We start from the raw sequence: 20,650 nt of genomic DNA, 5'->3' as shown, positions 1-20,650 counted from the left end.
CACCCCCCAGGTCATCCGCTCGACAGGGGGGAACAGTCATGCCGGGCCCGGAGGCCAGCGGCCCTCTTGCAGGACCGCGGAAAACATAACGGGGGGCGCCGAGGTCTCCGGCCCCCTCGGTCAGCCGTGGCCCAGCCAGTCGCCGCCGTCGATGCGCCGCCCGCCGGTGCGCAGTCTCCCGGCGACGACGGGCCCGGCGACGTACACCCAGGCCCGGACCGCGGCCCCGTCCCGCAGCCGTACGACGTCCCGGGCGACGCGTACGTACAGGCTCTCCGGGTCCTGGGGCACGCACTCCTCCAGCGCGTCCAGTTCCAGGAGGAGCCGGTCGTACGCCTCGGGGTGCGCGGTGACCAGTTCGCCGCGTACCGCCGCCGGCCCCGGCTCCTCGACGGCGTAGGGATAGCCGGGCCCGTCGTAGAGCACCGCCCCGTCGAGGCGGCCCGGCTCCTCGGTCTCCGTCCGGCCCCGCAGGTACGCGTCGTGGTTGACCTCGCCGGGGCGGAGCGTGCCGTAGACGAAGAACGGGAGGTGGCGGGGGTTCCGGGTGGTCACAGGAAGGATTCTGCACCCCCTCCACCTCCACACACATCTCCATGAAGGCGCTATGGACATGACATGTCATGGCCTCTTAAATCTCTGACGTCATCAGCGCCATCCCCACGCCTTCGAGGCGCACCTCCAAGGAGACCGATGAGCCGGACCCGGAACACCCGAGTTTCCCGTCTCGCCACCGCCGGCGTCGCCGCCACGACCGCGACCCTGCTGGCCGCCGCGCTCTCCCCCGCCGCCCACGCCGACGCCAGACCGACCCGGGCCACGGCGATCGCGAACGCGGCACAGGCACTCGTCCAGCACGCCACCGCCCTCGGCCTCACCTCCGCCGAGGGCACCTCGGTCCGCGACGTGATCGTGGACAGGAACGGCACGCAGCACGTCCGTTACGACCGCACGTACCGTCAGCTCCCGGTCCTGGGCGGCGACTTCGTCGTCCACCTGAAGTCGGACGGCGCGTACCGCAGCGCCGACCGGGCGACCCGGAGCCGGATATCCCTGGCGTCGATCGTCCCGGAGGTCTCCGCCCCGAAGGCCGCCGACCTCGCGGTGAACGCGCTGCGGGCGGCGAACCTCGGCGACGCCCTGAAGCAGGTGCAGGCCAAGCCGCAGCTGGTCGTCGACGCCCTGCACGGCTCTCCGAAACTGGCCTGGCGCACCAACGCCGTCGGCAAGGACTCGCTCGGCAACCCGGTCGCCCGCACGGTGCTGACGGACGCCCGCACCGGCGCCCAGATCGACGCCTGGGACAGCATCGAGACGGCGACCGGCGACGGCAAGTCCCTGTACAGCGGCACGGTCCCGTTGCAGACGACGCAGTCCGGTTCGGCGTACAACCTCACGGACCCGACGCGCGGCAACACGTACACCGGCGACGCGGCGAACAAGACCGACCTGTGCATCTTCGGCATCTGCATCAGCCGGGCGCCGTCGACGGTGTTCACGGACGCCGACAACCACTGGGGCACGGGCGCGACGTCGGACCGCTCATCGGCGGCCGTCGACGCCCAGTACGGCACCAACGAGACCTGGGACTACTACAAGAACGTCCACGGCCGCAACGGCATCGCGGGCGACGGCAAGGGCTCGTACAACCGCGTCCACTACGGCAACAACTACAACAACGCCTTCTGGGACGACAGCTGCTTCTGCATGACGTACGGCGACGGTGACGGGACGACCTTCGGGCCGCTGGTGGCGCTCGACGTGGCGGGCCACGAGATGACGCACGGGGTCACCTCCAAGACGGCAGCGCTGACGTACTCGGGCGAGTCCGGCGGCCTGAACGAGGCGACCTCCGACATCCTCGGCACGCTGGTGGAGTGGTACGCCAACAACTCCTCCGACCCCGGTGACTACCTGATCGGCGAGAAGATCGTCCGCTCCGGCTTCGGCAAGACGGCACTGCGGTACATGGACCAGCCGTCGAAGGACGGGAGTTCGGCGGACTACTGGAGTTCGTCGGTGGGCAATCTGGACGTCCACTACTCCTCCGGCGTCGCGAATCACTTCGCGTACCTGCTGGCGGAGGGCAGCGGGCCGAAGACCATCAACGGCGTGAGCTACAACTCCCCGACGTACAACGGCTCGACCGTCACCGGCATCGGCCGCGACAAGCTGGGCGCGATCTGGTACCGCGCTCTGACGGTCTACATGACGTCCTCGACGAACTACGCGGGTGCGAGGACGGCCACGCTGAACGCGGCGAAGGACCTGTACGGCAACGGCAGCACGGAGTACAACGCGGTGGCGGCGGCGTGGAGCGCGGTGAACGTGAACTGAGGCACGGCGCACCGACATGAGGCGGCCGCCCCGGCGAACGAACCGGGGCGGCCGTCACATACACCCCGAACAAAGGGGAACAGTGAAATTCGAGGAAACCGGAATCCGGGAATAGCGAACACTTCCTGAGTGGATCCCGTGGTGGCGATGTGCAGTTTCGGTGACGGTATACGGAATTGGCGAACTCCTTTGTCCTGACGACCACTTGCGGCAATTCCCGGAGTGGACTAACTAGATAAATCATGAACTTGTTCAGCCGCCCCCACACGTCCCGCCGCACCCCCACGAACCCCGCACGCCCGACGACGTCGCCGGCCTCCCCCACCTCGGCCCCCGTCCTCCTGGACCCCGCCCTCGCCGCCCTCACCGGCGAGTGGATCATCGACCCGGCCCACAGCAGAATCGGCTTCTCGGTGCGGCACGCGATGGTGACGACGGTCCGCGGGGCCTTCACCGAGTACAAGAGCCGCCTCTACTTCGACGGCCGCGACCCGGCCCGCTCGCAGGCGGAGATCATCCTGTCCACGGCGAGCGTCGACACGGGCGTGGAGCAGCGGGACGCCCATCTGGTGGGGCGCGACTTCCTCGACTCCCGCAACTTCCCGCGGATGCGTTTCCAGAGCACGGCGGTGCGCCTGAAAGCGCCGGACGTCTACGTCATGACCGGCGACCTGACCATCAGGGAGACGACGCGCCCGGTGGACCTGGAACTCACCTACATCGGCAACGTCACGGACCCCTTCGGCTACCAGCGCGCCGGCTTCGACGGCACCACCACCATCAACCGCATGGACTGGGGCCTGGCCTACAACTCCCGCCTGGCGGAGGGCGGGGCGATGGTGAGCGAGACGGTGCGGCTCCAGTTCGACATCGCGGCGATCCGGACGGCACCGGAGGGCGGGCAGGGGGCGCCGTAACCCCGAAGACGCGGCCCGCCCGCACGAGCGGCTGCCGCGGGCGGCGGGCCCCGCAGGGGGTCACCCGTTCACTCCCCCCACCCCCCACCATTCGTGTGTTCTTCATACCGGAGCCCGCGCAACCCCCTTGACCTGCCCGAATCCGCCCTCGACGGGCTCCTCGGCCGTCCGCCGTGACACCCGTTCATCCCAAAGCTGACGGCGCCTCAGGGGGCGCGGCCGGGCGGTTGGCTTTTACCTCGGTAGAGCAAGGGAGTGGACGACCTCGACGAGGGAGCACCATGCGACGCACCGCCCGTCTGGTGACCGGGACCGCGCTGGCCGTGGCCACGGCCGGACTCGCCGTCGCGCCGGCCTACGGCGGCGCCACCGGCAGCCTCGACGTGTACCCGTCGACCGCGGCGGCCGGCGGCCAGGTCACCGTGAACACGGCGGCCTGCGGCGAGAAGGGAACGGCAGTCGGGGACGCCAGTTCCGTCGGCGCCGGCACGTTCACCCTTGCGCCGAGCACGCACGAAGGCGAGGCGATCGGGCAGTTCCAGGTGCCGCCGAGCGCGCAACCGGGGACGTACGAGATCGTCGCGAAGTGCGCCGAGGGGAACCGGCAGGTGACCGGGGACCTGATGGTGGCACTGATGCCGGCCGCGGGGCAGCAGGTGCAGCCCCACGGCAGTGTGAAGACGGGGGTCGGTGGTGCCCTTGGCTCCGACCCCGTGCAGACCGCGGCAGGCGTGGCGGCTCTGGCCGTCGCCGCCGCGGGCGGTACCTGGCTCCTGCATCGCCGGGCGAGAGGCGATGCGATCTGACGGACACCCTCCGCTGTCCGTCCGCCGGTACCGCACATCCCACCCCCTCCGGGTCCGACGCCCCTCGCGGCCCGGAGGGGGAGGGGGTCACGTTCGCCAGAGGCTCTCACCGCCGCTGGCGGCCCACCCCCTCGTTTGAAGTTCTCACCTCAGGGAGAGGGGTTCACATGCGCAGGATCGGGGACACCGCGATAGCCGCCGTGACCGTCATGGCCCTCGGCTCCGGTGTATGGCTGCTCGGCCCAGGCAGCGGACCGCACGACGCGCCGCCCCAGCCGTCCGCCGCAGAAGGCCGCCCCGAGCCCGGCGAGGAACGCCTGGAAGCCCCCGCGCTGCCGCCCTCCCCGCCCACCCGCATCCGCATCCCCGCCATCCGTGTGAACGCCCCCCTCATGGGCCTCGGCCTCACCGCCTCGGGCAGCCTCGACGTCCCGCCCGCCAGGCAGAAGAACCTCGCCGGCTGGTACGAGGCCGGCACCACCCCCGGTGAGACCGGCACCGCGATCGTCGCCGGGCACGTCGACAACACCGAGGGCCCCGCCGTCTTCTACGACCTCGGCGCCCTCAGGCGCGGCACGGCCATCGAGGTGGACCGGCAGGACAGGAGCGTCGCCGTGTTCAGCGTCGACGCGGTGGAGGTCTACCAGGCCCGCGACTTCCCCGACGAGAAGGTGTACGGCGCCGCGAACCGCCCCGAGCTGCGGGTCATCACCTGCGGCGGCGGCTACTCGCGCACGACCGGGTACCAGGGGAACGTCGTCGTCTTCGCCCACCTGACCGGCAGCCGCTGACCGGCGGCCACCGCACCTCCCCCGGACCCCGCACACCCTCACACTCACCCCCGCTCCCCGAAGAGGGCAGCGTTCCTCCTGGGAAACAGCGGTGATGCGGCCGGGTAACGTCGGCCCCGCAGGCTCCCGGGTATGACCTCGAAGACGCGTGGGGTGGTGACCGGCGCCCCCGGGACGCGCGAGCCGTGCACAGCGCGCGAGACGCGTGACACCCGGGAGACGCGTGACACACGGGTGACGCGTGACACCCGGGAGACGCGTGAGGCACCCGTACCGCGCGCCGGCGACGAGGAGCGGCGTCCGTACCGCCGAGTGCCGCCCGCCGCAGTGCGGCTCACCGCAGGGCAGCTCGCCGCGGTGCCGCCCGGCCGCCGCCACGCCCCCGAGGCGACCGCCCGCCCCCGCCCCACGCCCACCGGACCCGGGTGCGGCCCCCTGCTGCCCCGGCTTCCCCACCTCCCCCTGCTCCTCGACGACGGAGGCTCCTGATGACCGCCACCCCCGGGGCCACCCCCACGATCGTGCTCGTCGGCCACGGAATGGTCGGGCAACGCTTCCTGGAGGCGCTCGCCGAGCGCGGCCTGACCGCCACGCACCGCGTGGTCGTGCTGTGCGAGGAGCCGCGCCCCGCCTACGACCGCGTCGCCCTCACCTCGTACTTCTCGGGCCGGACCCCCGACGAACTCTCCATGACCGACATGGAGTTCATCGAGGCGCACGGCATCGAGCTGTACGTCGGCGACCCGGCGGAGACGATCGACCGCGTGGCGCGGACGGTAACCGCCAGGTCCGGCACGGCGTTTGCGTACGACACGCTCGTACTCGCCACCGGTTCCTACCCGTTCGTGCCCCCGGTCCCCCACAAGGACGCGACCGGCTGCTTCGTCTACCGCACGATCGACGACCTGCTCGCGATCGAGGAGTACGCGAAGTCGAGGGCGACGGTGGGCGCGGTGGTCGGCGGCGGACTGCTGGGCCTTGAGGCGGCCGGGGCGCTGAAGGGGCTCGGACTCGCCGCCCACATCGTGGAGTTCGCGCCCCGGCTGATGCCGGTGCAGGTGGACGAGGGTGGCGGCGCGGCCCTGCTGCGCACCATCGAGGAGATGGGGCTGACGGTCCACACCGGCGTCGGCACGCAGGAGATCGTGGTCGACTCCGCGGGCGCCGTGACGGGGATGCGGCTGTCCGACGGTTGCGAACTCGCCACCGACCTGGTGGTGTTCAGCGCCGGGGTCCGGCCGCGGGACCAACTCGCCCGGGACTGCGGTCTGACGGTCGGCGAGCGCGGCGGCATCGCGGTCGACGAGCAGTGCCGTACCGTCGCCGACCCGCACGTGTTCGCGATCGGCGAGTGCGCGCTGGCGGCGGACGGCCGGGTGTACGGGCTGGTGGCGCCGGGGTACGAGCAGGCCGAGACGGCGGCGGCGACCATCGCCGCCGACGAGGCGGCCTTCACCGGCGCCGACCTGTCCACCAAGCTGAAGCTGCTCGGCGTGGACGTGGCCTCCTTCGGCGACGCGCACGGCACGACCGCGGACTGCCTGGACGTCGTGTACTCCGACGCCCGTTCGGGCCTGTACAAGAAGCTGGTGATCGGCCGGGACGGCACCCTGCTCGGCGGCATCCTGGTCGGCGACGCGGAGGCCTACGGCACGCTGAAGGCGTTCACCGGTTCGGTACCGCCGGTCTCGCCCGAGTCGCTGGTGCTGCCGGCCGGCGCCGGGGAGCCGGTCCAGCTGGGCCCGGCCGCGCTGCCGGACGAGGCGATCATCTGCTCCTGCAACAACGTCCGCAAGGGCACGATCCGCGGCGCCGTCACCGAGCACCGCTGCACCACCGTGCCCGAGGTGAAGAAGTGCACCAAGGCCGGTACGACGTGCGGCAGCTGCGTCAAGGTCCTCGGCCGGCTGGTGGCGGCGGAGCTGGAGGCGTCCGGCGTCGAGGTCGACAAGGGCCTGTGCGGCTGTTTCGCGCAGACCCGCGAGGAGCTGTACGAGATCGTCCTGGCGCTGCGCGTCAACACCTTCCGGGACCTGCTCGACCGGTACGGCCGGGAGGACGCCCGGGGCGGCGACGGCTGCGAGGTCTGCAAGCCGGCGGTGGCGTCGATCATCGCGTCCCTCGCCCCGGCGATCGGCGCGAGCGGCTACGTCCTGGACGGCGAACAGGCGGCGCTCCAGGACAGCAACGACCACTTCCTCGCCAACCTGCAGAAGAACGGCTCCTATTCGGTCGTCCCGCGCATCCCCGGCGGCGAGATCACCCCCGAGGGCCTGATCACCATCGGTGAGATCGCCCGTGACTTCGGCCTCTACACGAAGATCACCGGCGGTCAGCGGATCGACATGTTCGGCGCCCGCGTCGAGCAGCTCCCGCTGATCTGGACGCGGCTGGTGGACGCCGGCTTCGAGTCCGGGCACGCCTACGGAAAGGCCCTGCGGACCGTCAAGTCCTGCGTGGGCCGGACGTGGTGCCGTTACGGCGTCCAGGACTCGGTGCGGATGGCGATCGACCTGGAGCTGCGCTACCGGGGGCTGAGGTCGCCGCACAAGCTCAAGTCCGCCGTCTCGGGGTGCGCCCGCGAGTGCGCCGAGGCCCAGTCGAAGGACTTCGGCGTCATCGCCACCGCGGGCGGCTGGAACCTGTACGTCGGCGGCAACGGCGGCGCCACCCCGCGCCACGCGGACCTGCTCGCCCAGGATCTCACCGACGCCGAACTGGTCCGCCTGATCGACCGTTTCCTGATGTTCTACATCCGTACGGCCGACCGCCTGGAGCGCACGTCGACCTGGCTGGAGCGGATCCCGGGCGGCCTGGACCACGTCCGTGACGTGGTGGTCGAGGACTCCCTCGGCATCTGTGAGGAGCTGGAGTCCCTGATGGCGGCGCACGTGGCCAACTACGCCGACGAGTGGGCGACCACCATCGACAACCCCGACAAGCTCGCCCGGTTCGTCTCGTTCGTCAACGCCCCCGACACCCCCGACCCGGTCGTCGGCTTCGTGCCCGAGCGGGACCAGATGAAGCCCGACCTGCCCCTGCTGTCCATCGGCCTGCGCCGCGCGGACGGCACGCCGACCGTTCTGGAAGGAAGCTCCCAGCGATGACCCTGGCCCCCGAGACCACCGACCTGAAGGTCCAGCTCCGGCTGGCGGACTCCTGGTTCACCGTGTGCGACCTGAGCCTGCTCACTCCCGGCCGCGGGGTGGCCGTACTCCTCCCGGACGGCCACCAGGCCGCCGTCTTCCGCGACCGCGCCGGCCGCCTCTACGCCATCGACAACCGCGACCCCTTCGGCGGCGCGGCGGTCCTCTCCCGCGGCCTGACCGGCACCCACCGGAACCGCCCGTTCGTGGCCTCCCCGCTCCTCAAGCAGCGCTTCGACCTCGAGACCGGCGCCTGCCTGGACGACGAGACGGTACGGGTGACGGCGTACGAGGTACGGGCGGCCTGAGGACCGCCCCACCGGCCGAACGGTGGCGGGGGCCCTGACTCCCGGTGTGCCGGCGTGACTTCGGGAGCGCCGCGTAGGGTGCCAGGATGATCGGCATTCCGGAGGCGCTGGTGCGGGGCACGATCGAGCGGGAGGGTGACCGTGGGGCGGCGTGGATCGCCGAACTCCCGGCGACGGTCGAGGACCTGCTGCGGCGCTGGGGCTGCGAGCCCGACGGCGAGGTGACGCACGGCGGTGTGGGGGTGATCGTCCCGGTCCGCCTGCGGTCCTCCGGCCGCCCCTGCGTCGTCAAGGTGTCCTTCCCGCACCCCGGCAACGTCCACGAGCCGGACGCGTTCGAGGTGTGGGCGGGCCGCGGCGCGGTCCGCCTGCACCGGCGCGACGACGCCCGCTTCGCCCTCCTCCTGGAACGGGCCCACACGTCGACGCTCGCGGCGCTGGAGCCCGACGACGAGGCGGTGATGACGATCGCGGGCCGCCTGAACCACCGCCTGGCCGTCCCGGCGCCGCCGAACCTGCCCCGGCTCCGGGACCGCGCGGACGCCTGGGCGGCGGAGCTGTGCGAGGACGCCGCCGAGCTGCCCCACGCCCTCCCGCCCCGCGTACTGGACGCGGCCCACGCCACCGTCCGCGAACTGGGCCGGACCCAGCCGGACACCCTCGTCCACGGCGACCTGCACGCACGCAACATCCTGCGGGCGGACCGGGAACCGTGGCTGGCGGTCGACCCCAAGGGCTGTGCGGGAGACCCGGCGTACGACGGCGGCACCCTCCTCAAGTCCCGTGCGCTGAGCCTCCTGCAGTGCGACGACCTCCCGAGGACCGCCCGCCGCCTCCTGGACGTCTTCGCCGACGCGGCGGAAGTCGACCGCGAACGCGTCCGCCGCTGGGCCCAGCTGCACGCCGTCCAGGCGGCGTTCTGGGGCCGCCGCCACGGCTTCCGCATCGCCCGCACCGGCCCCCGGCTCGACCGCGTCACCCAGTTCGCGGACCGGCTGGCGGAGTGCCTGGCGGTCTAAGTCCGGCCTAGGTCACCGCCTAGGTCACGGTCTAGGTCACGGTCTAGGTATCGGTCTAGGTATCGGTCTAGGTATCGGTCTGGGCCACGGCCCGGGTCCCGGTCCGGGTCACCGCCGCCCGCCGAACTCCCAGTCGTGCACCTCGACGTCCGCGTACCGCACCGGCGCCAGCACGCCGAGCGCCCGGTCCCGGTCGGCGGCCCGGACCAGTGCCGCCGTGCCGATCCATGTGGTGCCGTCGTCGGACAGCAGCGGGCCGAAGGCGATCAGGTCGTCGTGATCGGTGCCGTCCGGCAGACCGCCGGGCCCGGCGGCGGCGCCTTCGGCGTGCACCGGCCCCAGGCCGAGCACCAGGTACCGGTCGCCGCCGGTCCGGCCGCCGGGGAACTCCCACATGGTCCGCCCCAGCAGGTTGCGCCACCGCCGCAGCAGCACGTCCCGGTACACGCCGGCCTGGTAGTTGGGCTCGTCGAAGGCGAAGGCGCGGGCCTCGGCCGGCCCTGGCAGGTCCACGACGTGCACACTCCCGCTCGGCTCCGCACCGCCGGCGCGGAACGTCGGCCCCCGGGCGATCAACTCGGCCGCGTAGCCGTCCATGTAGCCCCAGTGGTCCTCCACGAGCTCCGCGCGCAACGCCACGGAACCGGCCCGGTCTCGGTGGTAACAGAAGAACTCCATGCCCGCGGAGCCTTCCGCAGTCGGCCCAGTCCTTCAACACGGTTTCCGGGGGGCGTCGTACCGCCGGGAGAGGCCTACGGGCGCAACGCGACCGCGACTGCCACGCCCAGCCTGCGCACGAACTCCGCGCGGTCGCCGACGCGGTGCTTCCAGCCCTCGCCGGCCGCCTGCAGGACCTCCGCGATCTCGCGCGGCGTGACGGCGCCGGGTGCCGTACGGCCGGAGTCGGTGATCGCCTGCGCGAGCGTCTCCAGGAAGGCGTCCCGGTAGTCGTCGTACATGTCGTGGAGCTGTGCGGCCCCGTGCTCCAGCAGTTCGTCGACGCCCTCGTTGAGGTGCGTGCCGACGTACCGGCCGAGGTTGGCGTCGAGCGCGGCCACCAGGCGGGCGTCGAGGTCCGCGCCGGGGGCGGCCAGCGCCGTGCGGACGTCCGCCAGCGCCCGGTCCAGCTCCTGCCGCATGGTCTCGCGGAACAGCTCCTCCTTGCCCGAGAAGAGGAAGTACAGGCCGGGGCGGGAGATGTCGGCGGCGCGGGCCACCGCGTCCATCGACGTCTTGCGGTAGCCGAACGTCGCGAAAACGGTCAGCGCCGCCGCGAGCACCTGCTCGCGGCGCTGGGTGTCCCCTCGGGTCACGGTCATATGCACACCATACCGACTGGGCGTGCTATACATGTTTTGTCGATTCTGTTTAGCAGGGGCGGGGCACGACCGGGGGGCACAGCACACACGCGAGAGAGAGCACCATGAACAAGACCGTTCTGATCACCGGCGCCTCCACCGGCATGGGAGAGGCGCTGACCTTCGAGTACGCGGCGCGCGGCTGGAACGTGGCGGCCACCATGCGGGACACCGCCAAGGCCAACCCGGCCTTCGCCGGCCTCGGCAACGTCCTGGTCACGCGCCTCGACGTCACCGACCGGGCCGGCGTCGAGCTCGCCGTCAAGGCCGCCGTCGACCGCTTCGGCGCCGTCGACGCCCTGGTCAACGCGGCCGGTTACGGCCAGGTCGGCGCCGTCGAGGAGATCAGCCCCGACCAGCTGCGCGACCAGCTGGAGACCAACGTGGTGGGCCTGGTCCAGGTGATCCAGGCCGTCCTCCCGCACATGCGGGAGCGCCGCTCGGGCCACATCCTCAACATCGGCTCCATGGGCGGCCACGTCAGCCTGCCCACGATGGCCGTGTACTGCGCCTCCAAGAGCGCCGTGCAGAACCTGACGGAGGGCCTGGCCGTGGAGCTGGCCCCGCTCGGCATCCACGTCACCCTGGTCGAACCGGCCGGCTTCGACACCGGCTTCGAGGGCAACGCGAAGCTCCCCGCCGTCTCCATCCCGGACTACGCGCCCGCCTACGCCACCATGGCCGGGTTCGCCGAACAGGCGGTGCGCGGCAACCTGGTGCGGTCGATGGCGGCCGTCGCCGACGTCACCGGCACCGACGCGCCCCCGCTGCACCTCGCGGTGGCCACCGCCGGTCTGGAGATGGTGCGCGGCCGTTTCGCCGAGCTGATGGCCGAGTACGACCGCTGGGAGCCGGTCACGGCCGGCACCGACTGACCGACTGACCGACTGCCGGACCGGCGGCCCCACCGGTCAGGCGACCCGGCGCAGCGCCTCCGGCGTGAGGTCGGCGAGCGTCGGGTAGCCGTCGACGGCCATGATCAGGTCGGCCTCGGCGAGCAGCGCCCGCAGGACGTGGACGAGGCCGGGCTCACCGCCGACCGCGAGGCCGTACGCGTAGGGACGGCCGACGCCCACGGCGGTGGCGCCCAGCGCGACGGCCTTGACGATGTCGGCGCCCGTCCGGACCCCGGAGTCGAACAGGACGGGCAGGCCGTCGGCGGCCTCGACCACCTCCGGCAGCATGTCGAGGGCGGGCAGCCCGCCGTTGGCCTGGCGGCCGCCGTGGTTGGAGCAGTAGACGCCGTCCACCCCGGCGTCCCTGGCCCGGCGGACGTCCTCGGGGTGGCAGAGTCCCTTGAGGATCAGCGGCAGATCGGTGATCGACCGCAGCCAGGGCAGGTCGTCCCAGGTGAGCGGGTTGCCGAAGATCCCCGCCCAGAGCGCGACGGCGGCCTGCGGGTCGTCCTCCGGGTTCTTGCCGAGACGGGCCCGGAAGACGGGGTCGCCGGTGTAGTTGGCCAGGCAGTTCCCGCGCAGCTGCGGGAAGTTAGCGGTGCTCAGGTCACGCGGCCGCCAGCCGGTGATCCAGGTGTCCAGGGTGACCACGATCCCCTTGAACCCGGCCCGCTCGGCCCGGTGCACCAGGCTCTCGGCCAGTGCGCGGTCGGTGGGGGTGTAGAGCTGGAAGAAGCCCGGGGTGTCACCGAACTCGGCGGCCACCTGCTCCAGCGGGTCGACGGTCAGCGTGGAGGCGACCATCGGTACGCCGGTACGGGCGGCGGCGCGCGCAACGGCGAGGTCGCCGTGACCGTCCTGCGCGCACAGCCCGATCACCCCGACCGGGGCCATGAACAGCGGCGAGGGCAGCCGCATCCCGAACAGGTCGACGGACAGGTCCCGTTCCGTGGCCCCCACCAGCATGCGCGGCACCAGGCCCCACCGCTCGAACGCGGCGGCATTGGCCCGCTGGGTCCGCTCGTCACCGGCGCCGCCCGCGACGTACGAGCGCACGGCGGGGGGCAGCGCGGCCAGGGCCAACGGCTCCAGATCGGCGTACGACATGGGGAACCGCGGCACCACTCCGCGCAGCCCGTCCAGGTAGATCTCGTTCTGGTAGTCGGCGAACGCCATGCTCCGGCCCTTCTTCACGGCTGCGCCCGCGGGGTGCGGGTCCCTGAAGTCCACAATGGGAGAGTGGCGCACAACGGCTCCGAAACGCAGGATTCCGGCTCGCAGGGCGATCGGACGCAGGATGCTGCCGCCTTCGGGGCCGCACCGCCCCTGCTGACCGAGGACGAGCTGGCGCTGATCAACGCGCTGCAGCTGAGCCCGCGCGCCTCCTGGACCGAGCTCGGACGCGCCCTGGGCGTCGACCCGGTCACGGTGGCCCGCCGCTTCCACCGCCTGTCCGCGCAGGGCACGGCCTGGGTCGGCTTCTCGCCCGGCCCGCGCCTGCTGGAGCAGATCTGCGTGGCGTACGTCGTGATCGACTGCGCCCCGGGGACCACGGCCCGGGTCGCGGAGGCCCTGAGCGCCCACCCGCACATGGTGACGATCGAGCGGACGGCCTCGGGCCACGACATCCTCGCCACGGTCGCCACCCCCGACCTGCCGGCCCTGTCCCGCTACACCCTCGACCTGCTCCCCCACCTGCCGGGCATCACCGCCGTACGGTCCCGGATCGTCACCCACATGTTCACCGAGGGCGGCCACTGGCGCATCGCCGCCCTGGCCCCCGCCCAACGTGCCCGGCTGACGGCGCAGGCGCCCGCCCCCGCCACGCGGCAGACGGCCCACCGGCAGCTCACCTCCGCCGACCGCGCCCTCGCCGTCCGCCTCGCCCACGACGGCCGCGCGCCCTACCAGACCCTGGCGCAGGACCTCGGTGTCAGCCTCTCCACCGCCAAACGCCGCGTCGAGTCCCTCACCCGCCGGGGCCTGCTCCGCTTCCGCTGCGACTTCGCCCGCCCCCTCGGCGGCTGGCCGGTCGCCGTCACCTTCTGGGCCAGAGTGCCGCCCGCCGACCTGCCCGAGGTCGGCCAGTGCCTCATCCGCCTCCCCGAGACCCGCAACTGCGCCGCCATCAGCGGCCCGCAGAACCTCATCCTCCAGGCCAGCCTGCACTCGGTCAGCGACATCCTCCGCCTGGAGACCCACCTGGCGACGGCCCACCCGGCCCTCGACATCGCGGACCGGGTCATCACCCTGCGCCAGGACAAACTCCTCGGCCGCCTGCTGGACGCGCACGGCCGCTCCGTGGGCGTGGTACCGGCGGACCTGTGGGCGGAACCGGCCCTGTAGCCGGGTCTCAGCCGCTGTCAGCGGGCTGCCGTAGAGTGCGCCGTGGTGGGGACGCGACGGCGTTCGAGCGGTTCGAGGGGGGAGCCCGCCATGGGCACGTCGAAGAAGGAACCGGCGAAGGAACCGAAGAAGGACCGGCCCGTGCCGGTCCCGATGAGCCCCGAGCAGATGATCGCGGAGGCGCGGAAGGCGTTCTTCGTGATGTTCGGTCTGCTGGCCGTCGTCTGGCTGGTGCAACTGGCCAACTACTCCGACCACTACGCCCTCTCCCGGGACTACGCGGTGGTCTCCGGCGACGTCGGCACCCTGCCCGACATCCTGGTCGCGCCGCTGCTGCACTGGAGCTGGGCGCACATCGAGAGCAACTCCGGCCCGCTGTTCGTCTTCGGCTTCCTCGCCGCCTACCGGGGAGTGGCCCGGTTCCTCGGCCTCACTCTCCTGATCGCGCTGAGCAGCGGCCTGGTGGTGTGGTTCTTCGAGCACGGCGACGTGGCGACGGTCGGCGCCAGCGGCCTGATCTTCGGGTACTTCGGCTACGTCGTCGTACGGGGACTCTTCGACCGGCACCTGATCGACACGCTGATCGGGATCGTCATGGGCGCGTCCTTCGCCTACCTCCTCACCGTGGCCGTCCCAGGCACCCCCGGCGTGAGCTGGCTCGGCCACCTCGGCGGGCTGCTCGGCGGCCTGGTCGGCGCCTGGCTCTTCCGCGACCGCCGCGCACCGCGCCCCGCCTCCGGCGACCTCACCCCTCGTACCCCGGCCGGCGGCAGGACCCCGCAGCCCCGCCCCGACTCCCCGCGGTCCGACCTGTACAAGGAACTCGACGACCTCGGTCTGCTCTGACCGCCCTCACTGCGGGAGGACGCCCCCTGGCGTGGCCGGGGACCGCATGCCGAGCCACTGTTCGGCGCCCCAGGCCTCGAACCGCTCCACCTCGGTGAAGCCCAGCTTCGCCGCGAGGCGCATCGAGGCGACGTTGGCGCTCTGGGTGGCGAGCACCACGGGCTCGCCCGGAAGTTCACCGTCGAGCCAGCCGAGCGCCGCCGAGCACGCCTCGAACGCGTACCCGAATCCCCACGCCCGCGGCAGGAACAGGTAGCCGAGGTCGGCCTTCCCCGCGGCGGCCGGGCGGCGGTGCCCCGTCGCTCTCCTGAGCAGGACCTGGCCGATCATCGCCCCGTCGAGCTCGACGACGAAGCTCCCGGGCCACCGCTCGGGCACCCCGGGCAGCTCGCGCTCGACCTCGTCACGCGGCCGGGGCCCGCCGAGGTAGGTGTGCACCTCGGGCGAGGCGAGCAGTTCGACGAACGCAGCACGGTCCCGGGTCTCGGACACACGGAGCACCAGCCGCTCGGTGACGATCGGCTCGGGCGGCCACTCAACGGGGCTCAGGTTCTCCATCCGCGCACGCTAACAGGCCGTCAAACCCCCTGTCCCCCTAGCGCGAGAGGCCACTTGGACAGGGAAAACGCAACTTCGACATGGCCGGCGCAGGCGGCTACCTTCACCTGGTCCTCGGCGATCGGGTCCACACCGGGCACCCCCGAACAGGGAGATACGCATGCCCCGTCTTGCGCTGTACACATTCGGCGTCCTGAAGTCGCCTCTCGCCGATCCCGCCCCGCTCACGCGCGAGTTCTACGAACACGGCGAGGCCGTCTACCGGAAGATCAGCCGGCACCCCGGGTACCTCGCGCATGCCGAAGCGGCGGACGGTGACCGGGGCGTGCTCTTCGGGGCGGACTGGGGTGCGTGGGGGGAGTTCGCCGTACCGGCCTGGTACGGCAAGGGCCGCACCGTGGAAACCACCGCCCTGGCCGCGACCCTCTCCCTCTGGACCGGCCTGCGCCCCGCCTTCGACGCCGTCTACACCGGCCTGCACCGTGCGGCGCTGAACAGGCGGCACGACTGGTTCGAGAGGACAGGCCACCCGAGTCACGTGTTCTGGTGGGTCTCCGACGGCGTGACACCCACCTGGCAGGACGGGGTCTCCAGGCTGGAACACCTCCACGACCACGGCTCCGCGCCGCACGCCTTCACCTTCCACCACCCGTTCGCCCCGGACGGAACGCCGACCGGGATCAAGGACGCCGAGGAACCTGCGTAGCCGTGTTCCGGCAACCACGAAGGGGCGGCACCCCCGCACAGGGTGCCGCCCCTCTTCTTGCGTGCCGGGGCCGCCGTCCATCGGTCTTGAGGGTCGGGGACGGACGGCGGACCCGGGGTTCGCGGGAGGCCGGTGACGGCCTCAGCGGTGGTCGCTGCCTGCGGACTGGGTCGCCGCCCGGCCCGCCTCCAGGCGGGCCACCGGGATGCGGAACGGGCTGCAGGAGACGTAGTCCAGGCCCACCTCGTGGAAGAAGTGGACGGACTCCGGGTCGCCGCCGTGTTCGCCGCAGACGCCGAGTTTCAGGTCGGGGCGGGTGGCGCGGCCGGCCTTCGCCGCGGCTGCGACCAGGGAGCCGACGCCGTCGCGGTCGATCGTCTCGAAGGGGGAGACGCCGAAGATGCCCTTCTCCAGGTAGGCGGTGAAGAAGGAGGCCTCGACGTCGTCGCGGCTGAAGCCCCAGACCGTCTGGGTCAGGTCGTTCGTGCCGAAGGAGAAGAACTCCGCGGCCTCCGCGATCTGGGCCGCCGTCAGGGCGGCCCGCGGGAGCTCGATCATCGTGCCGATGGCGAGCTTGAGGCTGGTGCCCGTCGCCGCCTCCACCTCCGCGACGACCTGGTCGGCCTCCTCGCGGACGATCTCCAGCTCCTGCACCGTGCCGACCAGCGGGATCATGATCTCGGCGCGCGGGTCGCCCTTGGCGTTCTTGCGCTCGGCGGCGGCCTCGGCGATGGCGCGGACCTGCATCGTGAACAGGCCCGGGATGACCAGGCCGAGGCGTACGCCGCGCAGGCCCAGCATCGGGTTCTGCTCGTGCAGGCGGTGCACCGCCTGGAGGAGGCGGAGCTCGTTCTCGTGGGGTTCCTGGCGGGACTCGGCGAGGGCCACGCGGACCGAGAGTTCCGTGATGTCCGGGAGGAACTCGTGCAGCGGGGGGTCGAGGAGGCGGACCGTCACCGGGAGGCCGTCCATCGCCGAGAAGAGTTCGACGAAGTCCTTCTTCTGGAGGGGGAGAAGGGCGTTCAGCGCCTCCTCGCGGTCCTCCTGCGTGTCCGCCAGGATCAGGCGTTCCACCAGTTCGCGGCGGTCGCCGAGGAACATGTGCTCGGTGCGGCACAGGCCGATGCCCTGGGCGCCGAACCGGCGGGCGCGCAGGGCGTCCTCGGCGTTGTCGGCGTTGGCGCGCACCCGCAGCCGGCGCTTGCGGTCGGCGAAGGCCATGATGCGGTGGACCGCCTCGACCAGTTCGTCGGCGTCCTGGGCGCCCGCGTGCATCCGGCCCTCGAAGTACTCGACGACCGGGGAGGGTACGACGGGTACCTCGCCCAGGTAGACCTTGCCGGACGAGCCGTCGATGGAGATGACGTCGCCCTCTTCGACGACCTGGCCGCCGGGTACCGTCATGCGGCGGCGCTTGGTGTCGACCTCGAGCTCCTCCGCGCCGCAGACGCAGGTCTTGCCCATGCCACGGGCGACCACGGCCGCGTGGGAGGTCTTGCCGCCGCGGGAGGTGAGGATGCCCTCCGCCGCGATCATGCCGTCGAGGTCGTCGGGGTTGGTCTCGCGGCGGACCAGGATGACCTTCTCGCCCGAGCGGGACCACTTGACGGCGGTGTAGGAGTCGAACACCGCCTTGCCGACCGCCGCGCCCGGCGAGGCGGCGATGCCGCGGCCGACCTGCTGGGTCTTGGCCTGCTCGTCGAAGCGGGGGAACATCAGCTGAGCGAGCTGGGCGCCGGTGACGCGCTGGAGGGCCTCCGTCTCGTCGATCAGGCCCTGGTCCACCAGCTGGGTCGCGATCCGGAAGGCCGCGCCCGCGGTGCGCTTGCCGACGCGGGTCTGGAGCATCCACAGCCGGCCGCGCTCGATGGTGAACTCGATGTCGCAGAGGTCCTTGTAGTGGTTCTCCAGCGTCTCCATGATCTGCATCAGCTGGTCGTACGACTTCTTGTCGATGTTCTCCAGCTCGGCCAGCGGAACCGTGTTCCGGATGCCCGCGACCACGTCCTCGCCCTGGGCGTTCTGCAGGTAGTCGCCGTAGACGCCCTGGTGGCCGGAGGCGGGGTCGCGGGTGAAGGCGACGCCCGTGCCGGAGTCCGGGCCGAGGTTGCCGAAGACCATGGAACAGACGTTGACGGCCGTGCCGAGGTCGCCGGGGATGCGCTCCTGGCGGCGGTAGAGCTTGGCGCGGTCGGTGTTCCAGGAGTCGAAGACCGCGCGGATCGCGAGGTCCATCTGCTCGCGCGGGTCCTGCGGGAAGTCCCGGCCGGCCTCCGCCTTGACGATCTTCTTGAACCTGGTGACGAGCTTCTTGAGGTCGGCCGCCTCCAGCTCCGTGTCGACGGTGACCTGCTTGGCCTCCTTCGCCGCGTCCAGCGCCTCCTCGAAGAGCTCGCCGTCGACGCCGAGGACCGTCTTTCCGAACATCTGGATGAGGCGACGGTAGGAGTCCCACGCGAAGCGCTCGTCGCCGGCCTGCTTGGCGAGGCCCTGCACGGACTTGTCGGAGAGGCCGATGTTCAGGACCGTGTCCATCATGCCGGGCATGGAGAACTTGGCGCCGGAGCGGACCGAGACCAGCAGCGGGTTGTCGGCCTGGCCGAGCTTCTTGCCCATCCGCTCTTCGAGGGCTCCGAGGTGCGCACTCACCTCGTCACGCAGTGCCGCCGGCTCCTCGCCGCTGTCGAGGTAGACCTTGCAGGCGTCCGTCGTGATGGTGAAGCCGGGGGGAACGGGGAGCCCCAGGTTGGTCATCTCGGCGAGGTTCGCGCCCTTGCCACCCAGGAGGTCCTTGAGGTCCTTGTTTCCCTCGGTGAAGTCGTAAACGAACTTCACGCCGTGGGGTTCTTTGTTTTCCGACACGGGTCTCGACTCCCTGGAAGACTCGGTGGCTGCCCTGACGGCCAGGAACATACCCAGATCGAAGGCGCCTGGGTACGTCTACTTGCGTGTCATGCGCCCGTAACCAGTCGTCCGCCACCGGATCGAAAGTCAAAGCTTGGCAAGCGGAGACCAGTTTGTGTTTTCACTTCTTGAACACATGACCGCTCAGCACCGCACCTTTCCGCTCAGTTGAGCGGCCATACTGCACACCTGATTTCGATCGATGAACGATCAAGGGGTGGCACCCAGTGCCACCCCTTGGAGAAGTGCAGTCGCCCATGATCCGCTCATCTGAGCGCAACCCTTATCAAGGGTGGCGAGAATCACGCTGCCACAGACCGCCGGAGTTCACCATGCGGACGCGGTGGCGGACACCAGAACCCGCCGGAAACGCGCCGGTCACACGCCCAGCGCCAGCAACCGCTCCTCGACCCGCTCCGGCGCGTACAGGTGCTCCACGACCAGCGCCCCGGCCCCGACCAGCCCGGCCCGCTCCCCCAGCCGCGACGTCACGACGTCCAGATGAGCGGTGGAGCGGGGCAGCGCCCGCTGGTAGAGCAGCTCGCGCACGCCGGTGAGGAACGGGGTGCCCGCCAGGTCTCCCGCGATCATCAGGACGCCCGGGTTGAGCAGGGTCACGACCGTGGCCAGCACGTCGCCGACCATGCGGCCGGCCTCCCGGGCCAGCGCGGCCGCCTCGGGACGGCCCGAGGCGAGCAGGTCCCGCACGTCCGAGCCGGAGGAGGCCGGGATCCCCGCCTCCGCCAGCCGCCGGGCCACGGCACCGCCGCTCGCGACGGCGGCGAGGCAGCCGTAGGAACCGCACCGGCACTGCGCCTCCGCGCCCACCCGGATGTGGCCGATGTCCCCGGCGCCGCCGTCGATGCCGCGGTAGATCGAGCCGTCCACCACCACCCCGGCGCCGATACCCGTCGAGACCTTGACCAGGACGAACGCCGAGCAGTCCGGGTGCCCGGTGCGCTGCTCCCCGTACGCCATCAGGTTGGCGTCGTTGTCGACCAGGACCGGGACGGCCGGCGCGCCCGTGTGCTCCGAGAACGCCCTGGCCAGGCGGCCTCGTATGTCGTAGCCGTCCCAGCCGGGCATGATCGGCGGCTGGACGACCCGGCCGGTGTCGGTGTCGACCGGGCCCGGCACCGCGAGGCCGATCCCGCACACCTCCGTGGCGCGGTGTCCGGCCTTCTCCAGCAGCTCGGCGAACCAGCGGCCGAGCTCGCCGAGCACGGCCTCGGGGCCGTCCTGGATCACCAGGGTGCCGGAGTGCTCGGCGAGGAGCTCGCCGGTGAGCGTGAGCACGGCGGCACGGGCGTGCCGGGTGTCCAGGTCGGCGGCGAGGACGACCGCGTGGGAGTCGTCGAACTCGAGGGTGATGGAGGGGCGGCCGCCCAGCGGGGAGTCGACCGGGCCGCCGGCGCCCTCGCGCAGCCAGCCCGCGCGGAACAGGCGGTCCAGGCGGTGGCCCACGGTCGCGCGGGAGAGCCCGGTGGCCTGCTGGAGGGCGCCGCGCGTCACGGCCCGCCCGTTGCGCACGAGTTCGAGCAGATCGCCGGCGCTCGCCTGTCCGCCGCCCTTGCCGGTCCTGCCGGGACGTCCGGTCATGCGCACCCCCTTGTGTTTCTCAAGCTTGCATTACATATTGAGTTTTGCGTGTTAAATAGACGTAACCCTACGGTAGCCACAGCCAAACCCGGTCGGCCGGACGTCTTCGGGGA

Annotated in this window: 19 protein-coding genes; 12 read left to right on the top strand and 7 right to left on the bottom strand. The window is 71.8% G+C overall.

Annotated features, from left to right (window positions below; translation table 11 throughout):
- Positions 1-120: 120 nt before the first annotated feature.
- On the bottom strand, positions 121-555 hold the full coding sequence (locus ACFY0K_RS13830) for a gamma-glutamylcyclotransferase family protein (RefSeq protein WP_390639984.1): 435 nt from the start codon (positions 553-555) through the stop codon (positions 121-123).
- A gap of 138 nt (positions 556-693) precedes the next feature.
- On the opposite strand from ACFY0K_RS13830, the gene ACFY0K_RS13825 reads away from it, so the two are divergent.
- The 8 genes from ACFY0K_RS13825 (at position 694) to ACFY0K_RS13790 (ending at position 9,324) form a co-directional block, all read left to right on the top strand.
- Positions 694-2,337: a M4 family metallopeptidase gene (locus ACFY0K_RS13825; RefSeq protein ID WP_390639983.1), complete on the top strand. Its 1,644-nt coding sequence runs from the start codon at positions 694-696 to the stop codon at positions 2,335-2,337.
- 242 nt (positions 2,338-2,579) lie between these two features.
- Positions 2,580-3,254: a YceI family protein gene (locus ACFY0K_RS13820; protein ID WP_390639982.1), complete on the top strand. Its 675-nt coding sequence runs from the start codon at positions 2,580-2,582 to the stop codon at positions 3,252-3,254.
- A gap of 281 nt (positions 3,255-3,535) precedes the next feature.
- A complete protein-coding gene (locus tag ACFY0K_RS13815) occupies positions 3,536-4,060 on the top strand; it encodes a hypothetical protein (protein ID WP_390639981.1) in 525 nt (174 codons plus the stop codon).
- A 167-nt stretch (positions 4,061-4,227) separates the two neighbouring features.
- Positions 4,228-4,851, top strand: a complete 624-nt coding sequence (locus ACFY0K_RS13810; protein WP_390639980.1) for a class F sortase — start codon at positions 4,228-4,230, stop codon at positions 4,849-4,851.
- Positions 4,852-4,983: 132 nt separating this feature from the next.
- A complete protein-coding gene (locus tag ACFY0K_RS13805; RefSeq protein WP_390639979.1) occupies positions 4,984-5,340 on the top strand; it encodes a hypothetical protein in 357 nt (118 codons plus the stop codon).
- Positions 5,340-7,958, top strand: a complete 2,619-nt coding sequence (nirB, locus tag ACFY0K_RS13800) for a nitrite reductase large subunit NirB (protein WP_390639978.1) — start codon at positions 5,340-5,342, stop codon at positions 7,956-7,958. Before ACFY0K_RS13805 ends, nirB begins: the two co-directional genes overlap by 1 nt.
- On the top strand, positions 7,955-8,305 hold the full coding sequence (gene nirD, locus ACFY0K_RS13795) for a nitrite reductase small subunit NirD (protein ID WP_351954910.1): 351 nt from the start codon (positions 7,955-7,957) through the stop codon (positions 8,303-8,305). Before nirB ends, nirD begins: the two co-directional genes overlap by 4 nt.
- An 86-nt stretch (positions 8,306-8,391) precedes the next feature.
- Entirely contained in the window at positions 8,392-9,324 is a 933-nt protein-coding gene (locus ACFY0K_RS13790) for an aminoglycoside phosphotransferase family protein (protein ID WP_390639977.1), read from the top strand.
- Between the two features lie 108 nt (positions 9,325-9,432).
- Here the strand turns inward: ACFY0K_RS13790 and ACFY0K_RS13785 are convergent, their stop codons facing one another.
- A complete protein-coding gene (locus ACFY0K_RS13785) occupies positions 9,433-10,002 on the bottom strand; it encodes a YciI family protein (RefSeq protein WP_390639976.1) in 570 nt (189 codons plus the stop codon).
- A 74-nt stretch (positions 10,003-10,076) separates the two neighbouring features.
- Positions 10,077-10,643 (bottom strand): TetR/AcrR family transcriptional regulator, encoded by a 567-nt coding sequence (locus ACFY0K_RS13780; RefSeq protein ID WP_390639975.1) that lies wholly within the window; start codon positions 10,641-10,643, stop codon positions 10,077-10,079.
- 104 nt (positions 10,644-10,747) lie between these two features.
- Here ACFY0K_RS13780 and ACFY0K_RS13775 point away from each other — a divergent pair, with 104 nt between their 5' ends.
- Positions 10,748-11,557: an SDR family NAD(P)-dependent oxidoreductase gene (locus ACFY0K_RS13775; protein WP_390639974.1), complete on the top strand. Its 810-nt coding sequence runs from the start codon at positions 10,748-10,750 to the stop codon at positions 11,555-11,557.
- A 36-nt stretch (positions 11,558-11,593) separates the two neighbouring features.
- Here ACFY0K_RS13775 and ACFY0K_RS13770 read toward each other — a convergent pair whose 3' ends face one another.
- Positions 11,594-12,754: an alpha-hydroxy-acid oxidizing protein gene (locus ACFY0K_RS13770; RefSeq protein ID WP_390639973.1), complete on the bottom strand. Its 1,161-nt coding sequence runs from the start codon at positions 12,752-12,754 to the stop codon at positions 11,594-11,596.
- A 63-nt stretch (positions 12,755-12,817) separates the two neighbouring features.
- Between ACFY0K_RS13770 and ACFY0K_RS13765 the strand changes: the two genes are divergently transcribed.
- Positions 12,818-13,924, top strand: a complete 1,107-nt coding sequence (locus ACFY0K_RS13765; protein WP_390639972.1) for an Lrp/AsnC family transcriptional regulator — start codon at positions 12,818-12,820, stop codon at positions 13,922-13,924.
- 90 nt (positions 13,925-14,014) lie between these two features.
- Positions 14,015-14,770 carry a rhomboid family intramembrane serine protease gene (locus tag ACFY0K_RS13760; RefSeq protein ID WP_390639971.1) on the top strand — a complete coding sequence of 252 codons (756 nt, stop codon included), beginning with the start codon at positions 14,015-14,017 and terminating at the stop codon, positions 14,768-14,770.
- A gap of 6 nt (positions 14,771-14,776) precedes the next feature.
- On the opposite strand, the gene ACFY0K_RS13755 is transcribed toward ACFY0K_RS13760, so the two are convergent.
- Positions 14,777-15,328: a GNAT family N-acetyltransferase gene (locus ACFY0K_RS13755; RefSeq protein WP_390639970.1), complete on the bottom strand. Its 552-nt coding sequence runs from the start codon at positions 15,326-15,328 to the stop codon at positions 14,777-14,779.
- 160 nt (positions 15,329-15,488) lie between these two features.
- On the opposite strand from ACFY0K_RS13755, the gene ACFY0K_RS13750 reads away from it, so the two are divergent.
- Positions 15,489-16,034 carry a DUF3291 domain-containing protein gene (locus ACFY0K_RS13750; RefSeq protein ID WP_390639969.1) on the top strand — a complete coding sequence of 182 codons (546 nt, stop codon included), beginning with the start codon at positions 15,489-15,491 and terminating at the stop codon, positions 16,032-16,034.
- A 141-nt stretch (positions 16,035-16,175) separates the two neighbouring features.
- Here ACFY0K_RS13750 and ppdK read toward each other — a convergent pair whose 3' ends face one another.
- Positions 16,176-18,896, bottom strand: coding sequence for a pyruvate, phosphate dikinase (ppdK, locus tag ACFY0K_RS13745; protein WP_390639968.1), 2,721 nt, complete (start codon positions 18,894-18,896; stop codon positions 16,176-16,178).
- Positions 18,897-19,316: 420 nt separating this feature from the next.
- The gene (locus ACFY0K_RS13740; RefSeq protein ID WP_390639967.1) at positions 19,317-20,537 is read right to left on the bottom strand and encodes an ROK family protein; all 1,221 of its coding nucleotides are present in this window, start codon (positions 20,535-20,537) and stop codon (positions 19,317-19,319) included.
- Positions 20,538-20,650: the final 113 nt, after the last annotated feature.

This window comes from Streptomyces sp. NPDC001507 (assembly GCF_042894765.1).
In the GTDB taxonomy this organism is placed as follows: domain Bacteria; phylum Actinomycetota; class Actinomycetes; order Streptomycetales; family Streptomycetaceae; genus Streptomyces.
Note: the sequence above shows the minus strand (reverse complement) of the source record. Positions and strands in the feature narration are given on the sequence as shown.

Coding starts and splice junctions, on each gene's coding strand:
- ACFY0K_RS13825 (WP_390639983.1), top strand. CDS start 694: ATGAGCCGGACCCGGAACACCCGAGTTTCCCGTCTCGCCACCGCCGGC.
- ACFY0K_RS13820 (WP_390639982.1), top strand. CDS start 2,580: ATGAACTTGTTCAGCCGCCCCCACACGTCCCGCCGCACCCCCACGAAC.
- ACFY0K_RS13815 (WP_390639981.1), top strand. CDS start 3,536: ATGCGACGCACCGCCCGTCTGGTGACCGGGACCGCGCTGGCCGTGGCC.
- ACFY0K_RS13810 (WP_390639980.1), top strand. CDS start 4,228: ATGCGCAGGATCGGGGACACCGCGATAGCCGCCGTGACCGTCATGGCC.
- ACFY0K_RS13805 (WP_390639979.1), top strand. CDS start 4,984: ATGACCTCGAAGACGCGTGGGGTGGTGACCGGCGCCCCCGGGACGCGC.
- nirB (WP_390639978.1), top strand. CDS start 5,340: ATGACCGCCACCCCCGGGGCCACCCCCACGATCGTGCTCGTCGGCCAC.
- nirD (WP_351954910.1), top strand. CDS start 7,955: ATGACCCTGGCCCCCGAGACCACCGACCTGAAGGTCCAGCTCCGGCTG.
- ACFY0K_RS13790 (WP_390639977.1), top strand. CDS start 8,392: ATGATCGGCATTCCGGAGGCGCTGGTGCGGGGCACGATCGAGCGGGAG.
- ACFY0K_RS13785 (WP_390639976.1), bottom strand. CDS start 10,002: ATGGAGTTCTTCTGTTACCACCGAGACCGGGCCGGTTCCGTGGCGTTG.
- ACFY0K_RS13780 (WP_390639975.1), bottom strand. CDS start 10,643: ATGACCGTGACCCGAGGGGACACCCAGCGCCGCGAGCAGGTGCTCGCG.
- ACFY0K_RS13775 (WP_390639974.1), top strand. CDS start 10,748: ATGAACAAGACCGTTCTGATCACCGGCGCCTCCACCGGCATGGGAGAG.
- ACFY0K_RS13770 (WP_390639973.1), bottom strand. CDS start 12,754: ATGGCGTTCGCCGACTACCAGAACGAGATCTACCTGGACGGGCTGCGC.
- ACFY0K_RS13760 (WP_390639971.1), top strand. CDS start 14,015: ATGGGCACGTCGAAGAAGGAACCGGCGAAGGAACCGAAGAAGGACCGG.
- ACFY0K_RS13755 (WP_390639970.1), bottom strand. CDS start 15,328: ATGGAGAACCTGAGCCCCGTTGAGTGGCCGCCCGAGCCGATCGTCACC.
- ACFY0K_RS13750 (WP_390639969.1), top strand. CDS start 15,489: ATGCCCCGTCTTGCGCTGTACACATTCGGCGTCCTGAAGTCGCCTCTC.
- ACFY0K_RS13740 (WP_390639967.1), bottom strand. CDS start 20,537: ATGACCGGACGTCCCGGCAGGACCGGCAAGGGCGGCGGACAGGCGAGC.